This is a genomic window from Micromonospora sp. WMMA1949 (assembly GCF_027460145.1).
Classification (GTDB): Bacteria; Actinomycetota; Actinomycetes; order Mycobacteriales; family Micromonosporaceae; genus Micromonospora.
Window position 1 is genome coordinate 4,398,782 of record NZ_JAPZBG010000001.1, and the last position, 17,181, is coordinate 4,415,962.

The 17,181-nt window shown below is 70.7% G+C and carries 19 protein-coding genes; 17 read left to right on the top strand and 2 right to left on the bottom strand.

Annotated elements, in window-relative coordinates:
• The first annotated feature begins 1 nt into the window (after position 1).
• Positions 2–820 carry a pyrroline-5-carboxylate reductase gene (gene proC, locus O7607_RS20860; RefSeq protein ID WP_269704852.1) on the top strand — a complete coding sequence of 273 codons (819 nt, stop codon included), beginning with the start codon at positions 2–4 and terminating at the stop codon, positions 818–820.
• A gap of 3 nt (positions 821–823) precedes the next feature.
• Here proC and O7607_RS20865 read toward each other — a convergent pair whose 3' ends face one another.
• Positions 824–1,546: a YoaK family protein gene (locus O7607_RS20865; protein WP_269704853.1), complete on the bottom strand. Its 723-nt coding sequence runs from the start codon at positions 1,544–1,546 to the stop codon at positions 824–826.
• A gap of 326 nt (positions 1,547–1,872) precedes the next feature.
• Between O7607_RS20865 and O7607_RS20870 the strand changes: the two genes are divergently transcribed.
• The 13 genes from O7607_RS20870 (at position 1,873) to O7607_RS20930 (ending at position 12,661) form a co-directional block, all read left to right on the top strand.
• Positions 1,873–2,175 (top strand): urease subunit gamma, encoded by a 303-nt coding sequence (locus O7607_RS20870; RefSeq protein ID WP_013287657.1) that lies wholly within the window; start codon positions 1,873–1,875, stop codon positions 2,173–2,175.
• A 43-nt stretch (positions 2,176–2,218) separates the two neighbouring features.
• The gene (locus tag O7607_RS20875) at positions 2,219–2,698 is read left to right on the top strand and encodes an urease subunit beta (RefSeq protein ID WP_269704854.1); all 480 of its coding nucleotides are present in this window, start codon (positions 2,219–2,221) and stop codon (positions 2,696–2,698) included.
• A complete protein-coding gene (locus O7607_RS20880) occupies positions 2,695–4,413 on the top strand; it encodes an urease subunit alpha (protein ID WP_269704855.1) in 1,719 nt (572 codons plus the stop codon). Before O7607_RS20875 ends, O7607_RS20880 begins: the two co-directional genes overlap by 4 nt.
• Before the next feature lie 59 nt (positions 4,414–4,472).
• A complete protein-coding gene (gene ureE, locus O7607_RS20885) occupies positions 4,473–5,036 on the top strand; it encodes an urease accessory protein UreE (protein ID WP_013475749.1) in 564 nt (187 codons plus the stop codon).
• A gap of 18 nt (positions 5,037–5,054) precedes the next feature.
• The gene (locus O7607_RS20890; protein ID WP_244933245.1) at positions 5,055–5,732 is read left to right on the top strand and encodes an urease accessory protein UreF; all 678 of its coding nucleotides are present in this window, start codon (positions 5,055–5,057) and stop codon (positions 5,730–5,732) included.
• Positions 5,733–5,761: 29 nt separating this feature from the next.
• A complete protein-coding gene (ureG, locus tag O7607_RS20895) occupies positions 5,762–6,391 on the top strand; it encodes an urease accessory protein UreG (RefSeq protein ID WP_013287653.1) in 630 nt (209 codons plus the stop codon).
• Entirely contained in the window at positions 6,388–7,305 is a 918-nt protein-coding gene (locus O7607_RS20900) for an urease accessory protein UreD (RefSeq protein ID WP_269704856.1), read from the top strand. Before ureG ends, O7607_RS20900 begins: the two co-directional genes overlap by 4 nt.
• Before the next feature lie 18 nt (positions 7,306–7,323).
• Positions 7,324–8,394 carry an urea transporter gene (yut, locus tag O7607_RS20905; protein ID WP_269704857.1) on the top strand — a complete coding sequence of 357 codons (1,071 nt, stop codon included), beginning with the start codon at positions 7,324–7,326 and terminating at the stop codon, positions 8,392–8,394.
• Positions 8,372–10,012, top strand: a complete 1,641-nt coding sequence (locus tag O7607_RS20910) for an ammonium transporter (RefSeq protein ID WP_269704858.1) — start codon at positions 8,372–8,374, stop codon at positions 10,010–10,012. The genes yut and O7607_RS20910 overlap by 23 nt, the downstream gene beginning before the upstream one ends.
• A 55-nt stretch (positions 10,013–10,067) precedes the next feature.
• Positions 10,068–10,853, top strand: a complete 786-nt coding sequence (locus O7607_RS20915) for a maleylpyruvate isomerase family mycothiol-dependent enzyme (protein ID WP_269704859.1) — start codon at positions 10,068–10,070, stop codon at positions 10,851–10,853.
• A gap of 24 nt (positions 10,854–10,877) precedes the next feature.
• Positions 10,878–11,228, top strand: coding sequence for a DUF2203 domain-containing protein (locus O7607_RS20920; protein ID WP_260034125.1), 351 nt, complete (start codon positions 10,878–10,880; stop codon positions 11,226–11,228).
• Between the two features lie 7 nt (positions 11,229–11,235).
• Entirely contained in the window at positions 11,236–11,751 is a 516-nt protein-coding gene (locus O7607_RS20925) for a GNAT family N-acetyltransferase (RefSeq protein ID WP_269704860.1), read from the top strand.
• Positions 11,752–11,857: 106 nt separating this feature from the next.
• Entirely contained in the window at positions 11,858–12,661 is an 804-nt protein-coding gene (locus O7607_RS20930) for an SGNH/GDSL hydrolase family protein (RefSeq protein WP_269704861.1), read from the top strand.
• Positions 12,662–12,725: 64 nt separating this feature from the next.
• Here the strand turns inward: O7607_RS20930 and O7607_RS20935 are convergent, their stop codons facing one another.
• Positions 12,726–13,214, bottom strand: a complete 489-nt coding sequence (locus tag O7607_RS20935) for a glutathione peroxidase (RefSeq protein ID WP_269704862.1) — start codon at positions 13,212–13,214, stop codon at positions 12,726–12,728.
• A gap of 143 nt (positions 13,215–13,357) precedes the next feature.
• On the opposite strand from O7607_RS20935, the gene O7607_RS20940 reads away from it, so the two are divergent.
• The 3 genes from O7607_RS20940 (at position 13,358) to O7607_RS20950 (ending at position 17,163) form a co-directional block, all read left to right on the top strand.
• Complete coding sequence (locus tag O7607_RS20940; RefSeq protein ID WP_269704863.1) at positions 13,358–14,992, top strand: glycosyl hydrolase family 18 protein; 1,635 nt, start codon at positions 13,358–13,360, stop codon at positions 14,990–14,992.
• Positions 14,993–15,165: 173 nt separating this feature from the next.
• Positions 15,166–15,699: a hypothetical protein gene (locus O7607_RS20945; protein ID WP_269704864.1), complete on the top strand. Its 534-nt coding sequence runs from the start codon at positions 15,166–15,168 to the stop codon at positions 15,697–15,699.
• A gap of 57 nt (positions 15,700–15,756) precedes the next feature.
• Positions 15,757–17,163 (top strand): class II 3-deoxy-7-phosphoheptulonate synthase, encoded by a 1,407-nt coding sequence (locus tag O7607_RS20950; RefSeq protein ID WP_269704865.1) that lies wholly within the window; start codon positions 15,757–15,759, stop codon positions 17,161–17,163.
• Positions 17,164–17,181 lie beyond the last annotated feature (18 nt).

A 17,181-nucleotide genomic window follows, 5' to 3' on the forward strand; every position in this document is an offset into this window, starting at 1 on the left:
GATGGCACGCCAGGTGCACACGGTCGCGGTGATCGGCGCCGGCAAGATCGGTGAGCTGATGCTCTCCGGGCTGCTGCGTTCCGGCTGGCCGGTGGAGCGGCTGCTCGCCACCGCGCGTCGGCCCGCCCGGGCGAAGGAACTGGCCGACCGCTACGGCGTACGGGTGGTGGACAACCTGACCGCCGTGACCGAGGCCGAGGTGCTGGCCGTGTCGGTCAAGCCGCAGGACGCCGCCGCGCTGCTGGACGAGATCGGCCCGAAGGTGCCGGCCGACAAGCTGGTCATCTCGCTCTGCGCCGGCCTGCCGACCGCGTTCTTCAACCGCCGGCTGCCAGAGGGCACCCCCGTGGTCCGGGTGATGACCAACACCCCGGCGCTCGTCGACCAGGCGATGAGCGCCATCTCGGCGGGCGCGCACGCCACCGGCGAGCACCTGGCTCTGGCCGAGGAGATGTTCTCCCCGCTCGGCTCGACGGTGCGGGTGCCCGAGTCGCAGCAGGACGCGGTCACCGCGCTCTCCGGCTCCGGCCCGGCCTACTTCTACCTGCTGGTCGAGGCGATGATCGACGCGGGCATCCTGCTCGGCCTGCCGCGCCAGGTGGCGCACGAGCTGATCGTGCAGACCGCGATCGGCTCGGCGGTGATGTTGCGTGACTCCGGCGAGCACCCGGTGAAGCTGCGTGAGGCGGTCACCTCGCCGGCCGGCACCACCATCTCCGCGATCCGCGAGCTGGAGAACCACGGCGTACGGGCGGCCATGCTGGCGGCGCTGGAGGCGGCCCGGGACCGGGCGCGGGAACTCGCCGCTCAGGCCGACTGACGTTCAGCCGGGCCGCGACGCCGGTCGCGGGTGCCGCCGCAGCAGCAGGATGAGCACGGCCAGGGCGAGCGTCCCCCACAGCGGCACCCAGCGGGGCCGTTGCTGGGCGAGCGTGCCGACCGCGCCGCCGACGCTGTAGCTGACCAGGGCGAGCAGCCCGAGCAGGGTGCCCCGCCGGGCCCGGCCCCGGCCGGCGGTGGGGCCGAACAGCCAGCGGGCGGCCCGCTCACCGGTCTTCGTCGTGGTGTCCGACTGGTAGGTGATCGGCGTCGCGATCCCCGCGGTACGGGTCGCCAGTGTGGTCAGGCTGCCCATGGCGACCGCGCCGGCCGCGGCGAGCAGCACCCGCGACGCCGTGCCGTCCCGGCCGTACGGGAGCACCAGGTTGAGCACCGTCCAGGCGACCATGGCGGCCTCGGTGACGGCGATGTCGACAAGTGGCGCCACGGTCGGCCGGGTGCGACCGCGGAGCAGGGCGACCAGTCCGGCGGCGGTGGCGAACGCGACGATCGAGGCGGCGGAGACCGGCCATGTGGCGTGCCCGCCGGCCGGTCCCATGCCGAGGAAGATGGCGTTGCCGGACTGGTTGGCGACGAACGCGCCGTAGCGCAGGAACGCGAAGGCGTCCAGCGCGCCGGCGGTGACGACGGCGAGCACGAGTGCCGCGAGCGGGTGGCGGAACTCGCGGTAGGAGTCCGCGGAGCCGTACGGCGCCGAGCGGTTCACCCTTCCCCCGTCCGTCCGCAGGAGCAGCCCCGGCGGCGTCCGGACGTTCCGCTGTCGCACCGCTGCGGCGAACCTACCATATGTCGCGTATGTAGGGCTTTCAACCCTTTCGATGGCAGCCTGCACGGCCGTGAGGCGATCCGGCGGGAACTGCGGTCCCCGCAGTGGCGCCGTCCGCTCGAGCAGATCCAGCAGATGTGGGTCGCCGACTACGACCGGCGCAGGCGGGCGCACGCGGATTCCTGAGATCTTGCTGAAAACCTCCTTTCCCCGCAAACCACCCCTAATGTGACGGAATAGCCGAAAGTACGTGGAGGGATCGCGACGTGCATCTCACGCCGAAGGAATTCGACAAGCTGACGATTCACTCGCTGGCGATGGTCGCCAACGCCCGCAAGGCGCGTGGGGTCAAGCTCAACCACCCCGAGGCGGTGGCGGTGATCTGCGCGGCGGCGCTCGAGGGCGCGCGCGAGGGCAAGACCGTCGAGGAGGTCATGAACGACGCGAGCCACGTGCTCACGGCCGACGACGTGATCCCCGGTGTGGCGGACATGATCCCGATGCTCCAGGTCGAAGCGGTCTTCACCGACGGGTCACGGCTGATCACCGTCCACTCACCCATCCAGTAGAGCAGCGACCGGAGGCCACGGTCTCCGGCAGAGCGGGGGCGACATGGCGAAGCAACACCCGGGACCGAACTCCAAGCACCTTCGGCCCATCGGCGGCTACAAGCTCAGCGACCAACCCCTGGAACTCAACGCCGGGCGGCCGGTGACCGAGGTGGTCGTGCACAACACCGGCGACCGGCCCATCCAGGTCGGCTCCCACTTCCACTTCTTCGAGGCCAACCGCTTCCTGGAGTTCGACCGTCCGGCGGCGTTCGGGAAGCGGCTGAACATCCCGGCCACGACCTCGATCCGGTTCGAGCCGGGCGACCGCAAGACCGTCCAGCTCGTCCCGTACGGCGGCTCCCAGCGGGTGTACGGCTTCAACGGCCTGGTCCAGGGCTGGACCGGCGACGGGCCGATCCCCGGCTACCGGCCGGACCGGGCCGAGGCGCTCCACCAGGCCCAGACGCGCGGCTTCAAGACCACCTCGCAGCAGCAGGACCAGGGCAAGGGCCAGGACCAGGGCAAGGGCAAGAACGCATGAGTCAGATCTCACGGCAGGAATACGCCGGAATGTACGGCCCGACCACGGGCGACCAGATCCGGCTGGGTGACACCGACCTCTACATCGAGATCGAGAAGGACCTGCGGGTCCTCGGTGACGAGGTCATGTACGGCGGCGGCAAGACCCTGCGCGACGGCATGGGCAGTGCCAGCCAGGCCACCAGCGCGGAGGGCGTGGTGGATCTGGTGATCACCAACGTGACAGTCGTCGACGCGCTGCTCGGCGTGGTCAAGGCGGACGTCGGGATCAAGGACGGGAAGATCGCCGGGATCGGCAAGGCCGGCAACCCCAACATCATGGACGGGGTGACCCCGGGCCTGGTGACCGGGCCGGGCACCGACGCGATCTCCGGTGAGCATCTGATCCTGACCGCCGGCGGCATCGACGCGCACGTCCACCTGGTCACCCCGCAGCAGGTGTGGGCCGCGCTGAGCAACGGCGTCACCACCCTCTGGGGCGGCGGCACCGGGCCCACCGACAGCACCAACGGCGTCACCATCACGCCCGGCCCGTGGAACATCCAGAACATGATGCGGTCCTTCGAGGACCTGCCGATCAACATCGGCCTGCTGGGCAAGGGCAACAGCAGCGGCCGGGCGCCGCTCGTCGAGCAGATCATGGCCGGGGTGCCCAGCTTCAAGATCCACGAGGACTGGGGTGCGCCGCCCGCGGTGATCCGGTCCTGCCTGGCCGTCGCCGACGAGTACGACGTCCAGATCAGCATCCACACCGACACGCTCAACGAGAGCGGCTACATCGAGGACAGCATCGCCGCCTTCGAGGGCCGCACCATCCACACCTTCCACACCGAGGGCGCCGGTGGCGGGCACGCGCCGGACATCATCAAGGTCGCCGGCCAGATGAACGTCCTGCCCGCGTCGACCACGCCCACCGTGCCGTACGGCATCAACAGCCAGTCCGAGCTGTACGACATGATCATGGTCTGCCACAACTTCAACCCGAAGGTGCCCTCGGACGTCGCCTTCGTGGAGAGCCGGATCCGCACCGAGACGATCGCCGCCGAGGACGTGCTCCTCGACGAGGGCGTCATCTCGATGATGCAGAGCGACTCGCAGGCCATGGGCCGGGTGGGGGAGACCTGGCTGCGCACCGTCCAGCTCGCCGGGCAGATGAAGAACGTCCGCGGCAAGCTGGCCGAGGACTCCGACGCCAACGACAACTTCCGCGTCCTGCGCTACGTCGCCAAGATGACCATCAACCCGGCGATCACCCAGGGCGTCTCGCACGTCATCGGCTCGGTCAGCCCCGGCAAGCTCGCCGACCTGGTGCTCTGGGAGCCCGCGTTCTTCGGCACGAAGCCGAAGATGGTCCTCAAGGGCGGCATGATCGCCTGGTCGATCATGGGTGACCCGAACGCGTCGCTGCCCACCCCGCAGCCGGTCTACTACCGGCCCATGTTCGGCGCCACCGGTTCGCAGGTCGCCAAGAACTGCGTGACGTTCGTGTCCCGCGCCGCGCACGAGTCGGGCGTGGCCGAGCAGTTGGGCCTGCAACGGCAGGTCGTGCCGGTCTACGGCTGCCGCAACCTGACCAAGCGCGACATGGTGCGCAACGACCGTACGCCGAAGCTCGAGGTCGACCCGGAGACCTTCGCCGTGAAGATGGACGGCGTGCACGCGACAGTGCCGGCGGCCAAGAACCTCCCCCTCAGCCAGCTCTACTTCTTCAGCTGACCCGGCGCGGCGACCGCTCCCGGCCGGGCCGGCGGCGGGGTCGCGTGAAAGGAGAACACATGCTCGTCGAAACGGTACTCGGCAACGTGAACGAGCCGGCCTGGACCGAGCGGCTCCGCGAGGCAAAGGTCGACGACCTGGTCCTCGACCAGTGGGACGCCCAGAAGAGCCGGCTGCGCCGGACCACCAGTCTCGGCACCGAACTGGCGCTGTCCCTGGCCCGCGGCGTACGGCTGCGCGACGGTGACGTGCTCGCCTGGGACGACGCCACCGCGACCGCTGTGGTGGCCCGCATCGCGCTCGGCGAGGTCATGGTGGTGCACCTCGACACGCTGCACGGCGAGTCGCTGGACATGGTGATCCGCTCCGCCGTCGAACTGGGCCACGCGATCGGCAACCAGCACTGGCCGGCGGTGGTGAAGGGCACCAAGATGTACGTCCCGCTCACTGTGGACCGCAAGGTCATGGACTCGGTGATGCGCACCCACGCGTTCACCGGTCTCACCCACGAGTTCATTCCCGGCACCGAGATCATCGCGTACCTGGCCCCGCACGAGTCGCGGCGCCTGTTCGGCGGGGCCGACTCGACCCCGCACACGCACCTGCCCGCCGACCTGAACTGAGGGGCCGCGGTGTCCACGGTGACCGAGGCCCTGAAGCTGCTCCAGTTCGGCGACTCGGTCTTCCCGGTCGGCGCGTTCTCCTTCTCCAACGGGCTGGAGACGGCGGTCGAGCAGGGCGCGGTGCACGACCGGGCCACGTTGCAGGAGTTCGTGCGGACGGTCACCCGCGCCGCCGCCACCGGTGACGGGGTGGCGCTGCTCGTGGCGCACCGCGCCGCCCGTGCCGGTGACCTCGACCGGATCCGGGCGGCCGACGAGGCCGTACACCTGCGCAAGATCAACGAGGAGACGCGGACGATGACCGTCCGCATGGGGCGCAAGCTGGCCGAGGCCGCCGAACGGGTGGTGGGGGAGTCCCTGCTGCGCAAGCGCGTCGCGGAGAGCGGCGCCGGCGTCCCGGTCACCTACCCGGTCGCGCTCGGCGTGCTCTTCGCCGAACTCGGCGTGGGCGAGGCGGACGCGTTCGCCGCCCACCAGTACGGCGCGGCCTCCATGGTGCTCGGCGCGGCGGTCCGGCTGATGCGGGTGGACCACCTCGACACCCAGTCGATCCTCTTCGCGGTCAACGAGCGGGTCGGCGAGGACTACGAGGAGGTGCGCACCGCCGGGCTCGACGACATGCAGAGCTTCGCGCCGCACCTCGACGTGCTGGCCGGCGCGCACCAGCACGCACACGTACGGATGTTCATGAGCTGACCGCTCATCACCTGAAGGGCTTTTCAACAATGAAATCAGCGAGTCGGATCGGTGTGGGCGGCCCGGTGGGCAGCGGCAAGACGGCGATCATCGAGGCCGTCGTGCCCCGCCTGGTCGAGCAGGGCCTGCGCATCCTGGTCATCACCAACGACGTGGTCACCACCGAGGACGCCAAGCACGTCCGCCGCGCGCTGACCGGCGTGCTGGTGGAGGAACGCATCGTCGGCGTGGAGACCGGCGCCTGCCCGCACACCGCCGTTCGTGAGGACCCGAGCATGAACCTCGCCGCGGTGGAGGACATGGAGGCGCGGTTCCCGGACAGCGACGTCGTGCTCATCGAGAGCGGCGGGGACAACCTCACGCTCACGTTCAGCCCCGCGCTCGTCGACTACTTCATCTACGTGATCGACGTGGCGGCCGGCGACAAGATCCCGCGCAAGAACGGCCCGGGTATCTCCAAGTCCGACATCCTCGTGATCAACAAGACGGACCTGGCCCCGTACGTCGACGCCGACCTGGACGTGATGGCCCGCGACGCCGAGCTGATGCGCGGCGGCAAGCCGTTCGTGTTCACCAACTGCAAGACCGGCGAGGGCATCGACGACCTGGTGGACCTGGTCCGTCGCAACGCGCTGTTCGACGCCGAAGTGCTGGCATGACCACTCTGGACTCCGTCCGGGAACTCGCGCCGTACCAGGACCAGCCGGCGCAGCTGCCGGCCGCCGCGAACGGCAAGGTGGGCATCCTCCGGCTGGGGTTCGAGCGGCGCGCGGACCGGACCATCCTGCGCGACGTCTTCCGGCAGTCGCCGCTGCTGGTGCAGCGTGCGCTGTACTGGGACGAGGAAATGCCGGGCCTGCCCTGCGTCATGATCCTCACCACCTCCGGCGGCGTGCTCCAGGGCGACCGGCTACGGATGGACGTCGACCTGGGCCCGGGCGCACAGGCGCACCTGGTCACCCAGGCCGCCACCAAGATCCAGGAGATGGACGCCAACTACGGCACCCAGACCCAGAGCTTCACCCTGGCCGACGACGCCTACCTGGAGTTCCTGCCCGAGCCGGTGATCCCGTTCCGGCGCAGCCGGTTCGTCTCCGACACCGTGGTCCGGCTGCCGGAGACCGCAACGATGCTGTACGCGGAGGTGCTCCAGCCCGGCCGCAAGTACTACCGCGACGGCGAGATCTTCGCGTACGACCTGTTCTCCACCACGCTGCGGGCCCAGCGGCCGGACGGACGCCCGCTGTTCGTGGAGAAGTTCGTCATCACGCCCGGCCGCTTCCCGGTGACGCGGATCGGGATGATGGACCGCTTCCACGTCTTCGGCAACGTCGTGCTGCTCACCGACCCGGACCGGGCGGCCCGGGTGTTCGAGCGGACCGCGACACCGGTGTGGGACGAGCAGACACCGCTGGCCACTGCGGTGAGCCGGCTGCCCAACGACGCCGGACTGGTGTTCAAGGTGCTGGGCCAGGAGACCGAACCGGTCCGCGCAGCGGTACGCGAGTTCTGCGTCGCCGCCCGCGAAGAGGTGACCGGCTGCACCTTCCCGCCGGTCTTCAGCTGGCGTTGAGGCGAGGAGAACAGCGACATGGCCGACATCGGACGTGGCTGGCGCCACCTGGCCGACCGGAACCCGGCGGCCGGATTCGTCGACGCGAGCCTGCGCGGCGCCGCGCAGGTGGTGCTCCAGAACAATCCACTCAGCGGCCTGCTCATCCTGATCGCGCTGGCCTGGGGCGCGTTCGAGAACGGGACGCCCCGGGTGTTCGGCGGCGGCGTGCTCGCCCTGGTCGTGGGCACCGCCACCGCGCTGGCGCTGCGGGTCGACATGTCCAGCTGGCGCAAGGGCCTGTTCGGCTTCAGCCCGCTGCTGACCGGGCTCGCGGTGCCCACGTTCCTCGACCAGCGCCCGCTGATGTGGCTCTACCTCGTGCTCGGTGCGATCGGCACGGTGGTGGTCACACTCGCCCTCAACGCCGTGTTCAAACGCTGGAACCTGACCGCCTACACGTTCCCGTTCGTGCTCACGACCTGGTTCCTGCTGATGGCGGCGTACCAGTTCGACAGGTTCACCGTGCTCACCAAGCTGACGCCGAAGTTCCCCGGTGAGGGATCGTCGGCCGGCGGCACGTTCGACTGGGGCCTCGTCCCGACGTTCTTCAAGGGCGTGTCCCAGGTCTACCTGATCGAGAGCTGGGTGACCGGCCTGCTCATCCTCGTCGCCCTCCTGATCAACTCCCGGTGGTCGGCGCTGTTCGCGGTGATCGGCGCCGTCGGCGCGACACTGCTGGCGCTCTGGTTCGGCGCCGACGGCGCGTCCCTGGACAAGGGGCTGTTCGCCTTCAACGCGGTCCTGACCGCGATCGTGGTGGGCGCTGTCGCGCACCGCCCCGGCGCGCTGGTGACCGTCTACACGCTGTTCGGCATCGCGCTGACGCTGGTCGTGCAGATGGCGCTGACCACGATGCTCACGCCGCTGGGCATCCCGGTGCTGACCGGTCCGTTCAACATCGCCACCTGGCTGTTGCTGCTGCCGGACCGGCACTTCGCGCCGCTGCCCAACCACGAACGGGTCAGGGACAGCGTCCTGCACACCGTGCGCGACTCCGTCCACCTGCGAGAGAAGGAGGGAAACCGTGTCCGCTCCGAACGCGGGTGACACCGCCTGGGTGCTTGTCTGCGCCGGGCTGGTCCTGTTCATGACGCCGGGGCTCGCCGCTTTCTACGGCGGCATGGTCCGTACCCGCAACGTGCTGGCGATGCTGCAACAGAACATGATCGCGCTGGGCGTGGTCAGCCTGACCTGGGTGCTCGTCGGCTACACCATCGCCTTCGGCGACGACGCCGGCAGCGGGCTGTTCGGCAACCTGGAGCTGTTCGGGCTCACCGACCTGAAGGTGCCGCCCGCGCCGAACCTGCACGTGGTCGACGGCCGGATCACCATCCCGACGCTGGCGTTCGTACTGTTCCAGATGATGTTCGCGGTGATCACGCCCGCGCTCGTCACCGGCGCCACCGCGGGTCGGCTCAAGTTCGGTGGCTGGGTGCTGTTCCTCGCGGTCTGGTCGATTGTGGTCTACGCGCCGATCGCGCACTGGCTCTGGCACCCCGGCGGATGGCTCGCGAAGTTCGGCACCCAGGACTGGGCCGGCGGTCTGGTTGTGCACGCCAGCGCCGGCGCCGCCGTCCTCGCCGTCCTGCTCGTCGTCGGCCGCCGCCGGGACTGGCCGCACACCGCCGCGCCACCGAACTCGATTCCGCTGACCATCGTCGGCGCCGGCATCCTCTGGTTCGGCTGGTTCGGCTTCAACGGCGGCGACGGCCTCCAGGCCAACGGCCTGGCCGCGCAGGCCGTCCTCAACACGCACCTCGCCGCCGCCGCGGCGATGCTCGTCTGGCTGGCGCTGGAACGCGTCACGGACGGACACAGCACCGTCGTGGGCGCGGTCTCCGGCGCGGTCGCGGGCCTCGCGACAGTCACCCCGACCGCCGGGTACGTCAACGCGGCCTCGGCCGTCGCGATCGGCGCGTTGGCCGGCCTGGTCTGCCACTTCGCGCTGAAGCTGAAGTACCTGCTGCGCCTCGACGACGCCCTCGACGTGCTCGCCGTGCACTTCGTCGGCGGCATGCTCGGCACGCTCCTGCTCGGCCTGTTCGGCAACCGCGGGGTCAACCCGCTCGGCGCCGACGGGCTGTTCCTCGGCGGCGGAGGTGGCCTGCTGTGGCGCCAGCTCGTCGGCGTGGTGAGCGTGGTCGCGTTCTCCTTCGTCCTGACCTGGCTGATCGCCGCCGGGGTGCAGGCGCTCATCGGCCTGCGCGTACCGCCGGCCGACCAGGAACGCCTGGACCAGGCGCAGCAGGGCGCCGACGCGTACCACCTGGGCGGCGTCACCAGCCTGACCGCGCCCGGCGCGCCCCGGCGTCGTACCGCGACGGCGCCGGCCGGCGAACCGGCAGTGCCCCCCGGCCGGCGGGTACGGCTGGTCACCGCGCTGCTGGAACCGGACCCGGCGGCGAACAGCGCCGACCTGCGCGACGCGCTGCTGCGCGCCGGCGCGATCTCGGTCATCGTGAGCGACGCCGCCGTGGCGACCACGACACCTCAGGCCAGCCTGCTACCCCGCGGCTACTGGCAGGACCAGCCCCTCGCCGCCCGGCTGCGCGTCACCGTGCTGGTCGGCGCGGACGGGGTGGGGGCGGTGCTGGACGAGTTGGACCGGATGGGCGCGCGCCGGGCCGACACGTTCGTGCAGGAGGCGGAACGCGTCCAGTCCTGACAGTCGGCGGCGAAAACCGCTGTCCGGTTGCCGGGTGCACTGGTAGAAAGCCGACGTGCACAAGACGTTGACGTTCTCCGATCATCTGCGGCTCATCGACGAACGGTCGACCGCCTTCCGCACCACGGTCGCCGCGGCGCCCAGCCTCGACATGACGGTTCCCACCCATCCGGAGCGGACGCTGTTCGATCTCGTCCGACACGTGGGCACGGGCCGTCGCAAAGCAGCCGCGATCGTCGCCGCGGGGCCCGCGGACGGGCCCCCGGAGGCGTCGGCATGGGAGGACGGAGTGGGTGCGCCCCGGGAACGCGAGGCGCTGCTGGCCTGGTGGACCGAGTCCGTCGAGCGGTTGACGAGGGCGCTGGGTGAGGCCGGCCCGGATCGCGGTTGCTGGACGTGGTGGGACGACTCGCCGTCCCCGCAAACCGCTGGTGCCTGGGCGCGGCGACAGGTTCCCGAGATCGCGGTGCACACCTACGACGCCCAGCTCACGGTGGGCAGCCCTCAGCCGCTGCCGGAGGAGGTCGCCCTCGACGGTTTCGACGACTGCCAGTTCACCCTCTGCGCGACGACTGTCGCCTGGCCGCACCGGCCCGCCGTCGTCGACTACCACGCCGTCGAGGGCCGCTCCTGGCGCCTCCGGCTGTCCGCCGAGGGGGCGCAGGTCGCCCACCTCACGCCCGCTGCCGGTGGGGCCCCGGACGCGGCCGACGTCTCCGCCCGGGGCACCGCCAGTGACTTGGTCCTGTTCTTCTACGGCCGCATACCGCTGGATTCCCTGCAGTTCGACGGCGACCGTCGCATCTTCGACCAGCTCGCGGCCTGGGACCCGTCCGTGTAGCCGGTCGTGCCGCATACTGGCTCGGTGTTCACTCTCGCCCAGGCGCGACACCTGGTGGCAACGTTGCGGCCGCGCGTTGACGAGCTGATCCGGTTGCGGGCCGACCTGGCCGAGTTGCGTGTCGATCTGGCCGACCACGGCGTCAGCGCGCTCGGCGGGCTGGCCGAGGTGAAGGCGTTGGAGGCGCGCCTGCATCTCGTGGTGGACGAGTTCCACCAGCACGAGATCGCGGTCAAGGGAATCGCTCCGGTGCTGCTCGACTTTCCCGGTGAACGTGACGGCCGGGCGGTGCTCTGGTGCTGGCTGGAGGGGGACACCGACATCCGGTGGTACCACCGGGTCGAGTGCGGGTTCGCCGGCCGCCGTCCGGTCTGAGCCGTTCGTGGGTGACGCGCGGCGGGCGGTGCCGTCCGACGCCGACGAGCTGGTGCGGTTGCGTGGGCTGATGCTGGCCGGAATGAGTGGGGTGCCGACGCCGCCGGGTCGCTGGCAGGACGTCGCCCGGGACAATCTGCATGCCTGGCTGGCCGAGCCGGATCCCTGGCTCGCCGCCTTCGTGGTCGACACGCCGGACGGCGCGTCGCTGGCGGCCTGCGCGGTGGGCACTGTGGAGCGGCGGCTCGGCGGGCCGGACGACCCGAGCGGCCTGGTCGGGTACGTCTTCAACGTCAGCACCGACCCGGCGTACCGCCGGCGTGGCCACAGCCGGTCATGCGTGACCGCGCTGCTGGCCTGGTTCCGGGAGCGGGGCGTACGCCGGGTCGACCTGCGGGCCTCGGCGGCCGGCCGGCCGCTCTACCGCGCCCTGGGTTTCCGGGAGACCGCCGACCCGGCGATGCGGCTGACCTTTCCGGCGGAATCCTTCATTCCACCCCGCGAAACCGGCAGCGATTTGTAGCGAGTAGTCGCTATGCGCGCCGAACCGCAAATCGGTGATCTTCCATGCGCTGTGATCTTATTGATATCTATCTCTCACCACCACTTCACGCCCCCAGGAGTGCGACGTGCGGAGATCCCGTCTTGCCACCCTCGCCCTGACCCTGGCCGCCTCGGTCGGGGTCACCCTGTCTCTGGCCGCCCCCGCCCAGGCGGCCCCGACCGACCGCTACGTCGCGCTCGGCGACTCGTACGCCTCCGGCGTCGGCGCCGACAGCTACACGTCCGAGAGCGGTAACTGTCTACGCAGCACGAACGCCTACCCGGCGCTCTACAACGCCAACATCAAGCCCGCGTCGTACCGGTCGGTCGCCTGCTCCGGCGCCACCACGACGGACGTCATCAACAGCCAGCTCTCCGCGCTCTCCTCCACCACCACGCTGGTCAGCGTCACGGTGGGCGGCAACGACGTCGGCTTCGCCAACATCATGAGCACCTGTGTGCTCCAGGGGGAGACCCAGTGCGTGGCGGCTGTGCAGTCCGCCATGAACGTGGCCCGCACCTCGATGCCGGGCCGCCTCGCCAACGTCTACAACGGCATCAAGAGCCGCTCGCCCTCGGCTCGCGTCGTGGTGGTCGGCTACCCGGTCTTCTACCAGCTCGGCACCACCTGCGTCGGGCTCAGCGCGACGTCCCGGGCGAAGATCAACGAGGGCATCAACCTGCTCGACGACATCACCCGTACGGCCGCCGTCTCGGCCGGCTTCACATTCGCCGACGTCCGCTCCATCTTCGTCGGCCACCAGCTGTGCAGCTACGGGACCAAGTGGCTGCACGCGCTCAACGTGCTCAGCCTGAGCAAGTCGTACCACCCGACGGCGGCCGGGCAGTCCGGCGGCTACTACCCGGTCTTCCGGGCCGCCGCCGGCTGACCCGCCCGACGGCAGCGGCACGCCTCCGAACGGGGGCGTGCCGCTTCGCCGTGCCCGGCGGCCGTCAGGCCGGCAGGACCTTCTCGATCGCCGTACGCAGCTCGGGATCCTCGGGCGTGACCTGCGGGCCGAACCGGGCGGCCACCGTGCCGTCCGGCGCGACGAGGAACTTCTCGAAGTTCCAGCGCACGTCGCCGGTGTGGCCCTCGGCGTCCGGCGTGGACACCAGCTCCGCGTAGAGCGGGTGCCGGTCCGGCCCGTTGACGTCGACCTTCTCCGTCAGCGGGAACGTCACGCCGTAGTTGACCTGGCAGAACTCCTCGATCTCGGCGGCGCTGCCCGGCTCCTGGCCGGCGAACTGGTTGCACGGCACCCCGAGCACCGTCAGCCCGCGTCCGGCGTACGTGTCGGCGAGCTCCTGAAGGCCCGCGTACTGCGGGGTGAGGCCGCAGCGGGAGGCCACATTGACCACGAGCAGGGCGCGGCCGCGGTAGCGGCCGAGGTCGGCCGGGCCGCCGGTGAGGGCGTCGATCTGGACGTCGAAAACGGTCATGGGACGAGGCTACGACTCGTCGTGCCCACCGTCCCGCGTCACCCGTGAAATCGATGCATCGACATCTTGACGAAGTGGTGACGGCGTGAGTAGCGTCTCAGCAATCAATTTGGAAAGTTTCCTAACTATTGGAGGGACGCTGTATGAAGAGATCGCTCCGCCGGGCCCTGTGGGCCACCGGCGCCGTGGTCGCGCTTGCGGTCGCCGCGGTGCCCATGACCACCGCGTCGGCCGCCGGCAGCGTCACCGCCACGTTCGCCAAGGTGCAGGACTGGGGGACCGGCCACGAGGGACGGGTGACCGTCACCAACGGCACCAGCTCCACCGTCAACGGCTGGCGCATCGAGTTCACGCTGCCCTCCGGCACCTCGATCAGCAGCTCCTGGGACGCCGACATCACCCGTAGCGGCGACCGCTACGTGGCGGTCAACAAGAGCTGGGCGTCGACGCTCGCCCCCGGCGCCAGCTTCAGCTGGGGCTACAACGGCACCGGCGCGTACAAGGCGCCGGTGAGCTGCACCATCAACGGTGGTACCTGCACCGGCGGCGGCACGCCGACGACCACCGCGCCGACCACCGCACCGCCGACCACGACGCCACCCACCACCACTCCGCCGACAACCACCCCGCCGACCACGCAGCCGCCCACCACGCCGCCGCCCGGCGGCAAGAAGATCGTCGGCTACTTCGCCGAGTGGGGCGTCTACGCCCGCAACTACCACGTCAAGAACATCCACACCAGCGGCTCGGCCGCGAAGCTGACCCACATCCTGTACGCCTTCGGCAACACCACCGGCGGCCGGTGCAGCATCGGGGACAGCTACGCCGACTACGAGAAGGCGTACACCGCGGCGGACAGTGTCGACGGCGTCGCCGACACCTGGGACCAGCCGCTGCGCGGCAGCTTCAACCAGCTGCGCAAGCTCAAGAAGATGTACCCGAACCTGAAGGTGCTCTGGTCCTTCGGCGGCTGGACCTGGTCCGGCGGCTTCACCCAGGCCGCGCAGAACCCGGCCGCGTTCGCCGACTCCTGCTACTCCCTGGTCAAGGACCCGCGCTGGGCGGACGTCTTCGACGGCATCGACGTGGACTGGGAGTACCCGAACGCCTGCGGCCTCCAGTGCGACAGCAGCGGCCCGAACGCGTTCAAGAACGTGGTGTCGGCGCTGCGGAGCAAGTTCGGCTCCAGCTTCCTGGTCACCGCGGCGATCACCGCCGACGGCAGCAACGGCGGCAAGATCGACGCCACCGACTACGCCGGCGCCGCGAACAGCCTCAACTGGCTGATGCCGATGACGTACGACTACTTCGGCGCCTTCAACGCCCAGGGGCCGACCGCGCCGCACTCGCCGCTCTACTCCTACGCGGGCATCCCGCAGCAGGGCTTCTGGTCCGACGCGGCGATCCAGAAGCTCAAGTCCAAGGGCGTACCGTCCAGCAAGCTGCTGCTCGGCGTCGGGTTCTACGGACGCGGCTGGACCGGCGTGACCCAGGCCGCGCCCGGCGGCAGCGCCACCGGCGCGGCACCTGGTACCTACGAGGCCGGCATCGAGGACTACAAGGTGCTCAAGAACAGCTGCCCGGCCACGGGCACCGTCGGCGGCACGGCGTACGCCAAGTGCGGCAGCAACTGGTGGAGCTACGACACGCCGTCGACCATCGGCGGCAAGATGAGCTACGCCAACAGCCAGGGCCTCGGTGGCGCGTTCTTCTGGGAGCTCTCCGGTGACACCAGCAACGGCGAGCTGATCGGCGCCATCAAGGGCGGTCTCGGCTGAGCCGAGGGCCGACGCACCACCCACCCGGCGGGGAGGGGCCGTACCGGCCCCTCCCCGCCCGCGTGCCGTCCTGGCCGAGCGCGCCGATCCGGGTCAGGATGGGGAGTCACCCGGCCACGCGGGCCGGATGTGACACACTCGCCGCTCGACGAGTCCACGCGACGGGAGGACAGATGGGCCGCAGCCACCGGGACCGGTTCGCCGGTCTCGTCGTCCTCGCGCTCCTGCCGGCGGCCCTGGCCGCCTGCGGTTCGGGCGGCCAGGACGGCAAAGACGCCCCGCCCAGCGGGAAGGCACCGGCCGAGGAGGCGGCGGCCAAGAGCCGCGAACGTGTGCAGGCGTACCTGGACGCGCTCACCGCCCGCGACGCCGCCGCCGGCCGCAGCCAGCTCTGCGCGCCCATGCACGCCGCCTTCGACTCCGCCGCCACCGGCCCGAACGGCGACTTCGCCGACCACTTCACCGTGCCCGAGGCGACGATCACCGAGGTCCGCTCCGGCCCGAACGGCCAGGAGGTCAGCGCCTCGATCACCGTCGCCGCCGGCTCGCGCAAGGCCGCCCGCACGCTGCTGTTCACCGTCACCCGTACCGGGGCGGACTGGTGTATCTCCGGCGAGGTGCCCGGCGAGCCCGCAGTCGAGGCGACCGCCGACCCGGCGGAGCCGCCGCCGCCCGCGCGGGCGCCCTCGCCGGTGCCCTCCCAGTGACCGGAACCATCCCCCTCGGCCGCGAGTGATCGAGACGGTCGCCGTACGCTTTCCTTCATGCGCCATGAGTGGCATCAGCTGAGTCACCCCGCCGTGGGCAGCCCTGGTCTGCAGACCAGCCGTCCGACCGCCGACTCCGCCGAGGACGCGGCCCTCGGCCTCGACCGTTGGCGGGAGCTGCCGCGCGCCCAGACCCCGCCGTGGGACGACCCGGCCCAGGTCGCCGAGGTCTGCCGCGTGCTGGACACGGTGCCCTCGGTGGTCGCGCCCTACGAGGTCGACCAGTTGCGGCAGCGGCTGGCGCTGGTCTGCGAGGGCAAGGCGTTCCTGCTCCAGGGCGGTGACTGCGCGGAGACCTTCGCCGACAACACCGAGAGCCACCTGCTCGCCAACGCCCGCACGCTGCTCCAGATGGCCATCGTGCTCACCTACGGCGCGTCGCTGCCCGTGGTCAAGGTCGCCCGGGTCGCCGGCCAGTACACCAAGCCCCGGTCCCTGCCGACCGACGCCCGGGGCCTGCCCGCCTACCGCGGCGACATGATCAATTCCCTGGAGGCCACGCCGGAGGCGCGGGTCGCCGACCCGCAGCGCATGATCCGGGCGTACGCCAACTCGGCCGCCGCGATGAACATGCTCCGGGCGTACCTGGCCGGCGGGCTGGCCGACCTGCACGCCGTGCACGACTGGAACAAGGACTTCGTCCGGCAGTCCCCGGCCGGCGAGCGCTACGACGCGATCGCCCGCGAGATCGACCGGGCGCTGGCCTTCATCCGGGCCTGCGGGATGACCGACGACGAGGCGCTGCGCACCGTCACGCTGCACTGCTCGCACGAGGCGCTGGCGCTGGAGTACGACCGGGCGCTGACCCGGATCTCCAACGGCAAGGCGTACGGCCTGTCCGGGCACTTCCTCTGGATCGGCGAGCGGACCCGGCAGATCGACGGCGCGCACATCGACTTCATCTCCCGCATCGCCAACCCGATCGGGGTCAAGCTCGGCCCGACGACCACCCCGGACGAGGCGATCGAGCTCTGCGAGAAGCTCAACCCGGACAACGTCCCCGGCCGGCTCACGCTGATCAGCCGGATGGGCAACCACCGCGTACGCGACGCGCTGCCGCCGATCGTCGCGAAGGTCACCGCCGCCGGCGCGAAGGTCGTCTGGCAGTGCGACCCGATGCACGGCAACACGCACGAGTCCTCGAACGGCTACAAGACCCGGCACTTCGACCGGATCGTCGACGAGGTGCTCGGCTACTTCGAGGTGCACCGGGGCCTGGACACCCACCCGGGCGGCCTGCACGTCGAGCTGACCGGCGAGGACGTCACCGAGTGCCTGGGCGGCGCCCAGGGCATCGAGGACCTGGACCTGCCCGACCGGTACGAGACCGCCTGCGACCCCCGGCTGAACACCCAGCAGTCGCTGGAGTTGGCGTTCCTGGTGGCGGAGATGCTCCGTGGCTGACGCGAGGAGTGAGCTTGC

Excerpts from the sequence above, each read along its gene's own strand:
- proC (WP_269704852.1), top strand. The coding sequence starts at position 2 with ATGGCACGCCAGGTGCACACGGTCGCGGTGATCGGCGCCGGCAAGATC.
- O7607_RS20875 (WP_269704854.1), top strand. The coding sequence starts at position 2,219 with ATGGCGAAGCAACACCCGGGACCGAACTCCAAGCACCTTCGGCCCATC.
- O7607_RS20880 (WP_269704855.1), top strand. The coding sequence starts at position 2,695 with ATGAGTCAGATCTCACGGCAGGAATACGCCGGAATGTACGGCCCGACC.
- ureE (WP_013475749.1), top strand. The coding sequence starts at position 4,473 with ATGCTCGTCGAAACGGTACTCGGCAACGTGAACGAGCCGGCCTGGACC.
- ureG (WP_013287653.1), top strand. The coding sequence starts at position 5,762 with ATGAAATCAGCGAGTCGGATCGGTGTGGGCGGCCCGGTGGGCAGCGGC.
- O7607_RS20900 (WP_269704856.1), top strand. The coding sequence starts at position 6,388 with ATGACCACTCTGGACTCCGTCCGGGAACTCGCGCCGTACCAGGACCAG.
- yut (WP_269704857.1), top strand. The coding sequence starts at position 7,324 with ATGGCCGACATCGGACGTGGCTGGCGCCACCTGGCCGACCGGAACCCG.
- O7607_RS20935 (WP_269704862.1), bottom strand. The coding sequence starts at position 13,214 with ATGACCGTTTTCGACGTCCAGATCGACGCCCTCACCGGCGGCCCGGCC.
- O7607_RS20940 (WP_269704863.1), top strand. The coding sequence starts at position 13,358 with ATGAAGAGATCGCTCCGCCGGGCCCTGTGGGCCACCGGCGCCGTGGTC.
- O7607_RS20945 (WP_269704864.1), top strand. The coding sequence starts at position 15,166 with ATGGGCCGCAGCCACCGGGACCGGTTCGCCGGTCTCGTCGTCCTCGCG.
- O7607_RS20950 (WP_269704865.1), top strand. The coding sequence starts at position 15,757 with ATGCGCCATGAGTGGCATCAGCTGAGTCACCCCGCCGTGGGCAGCCCT.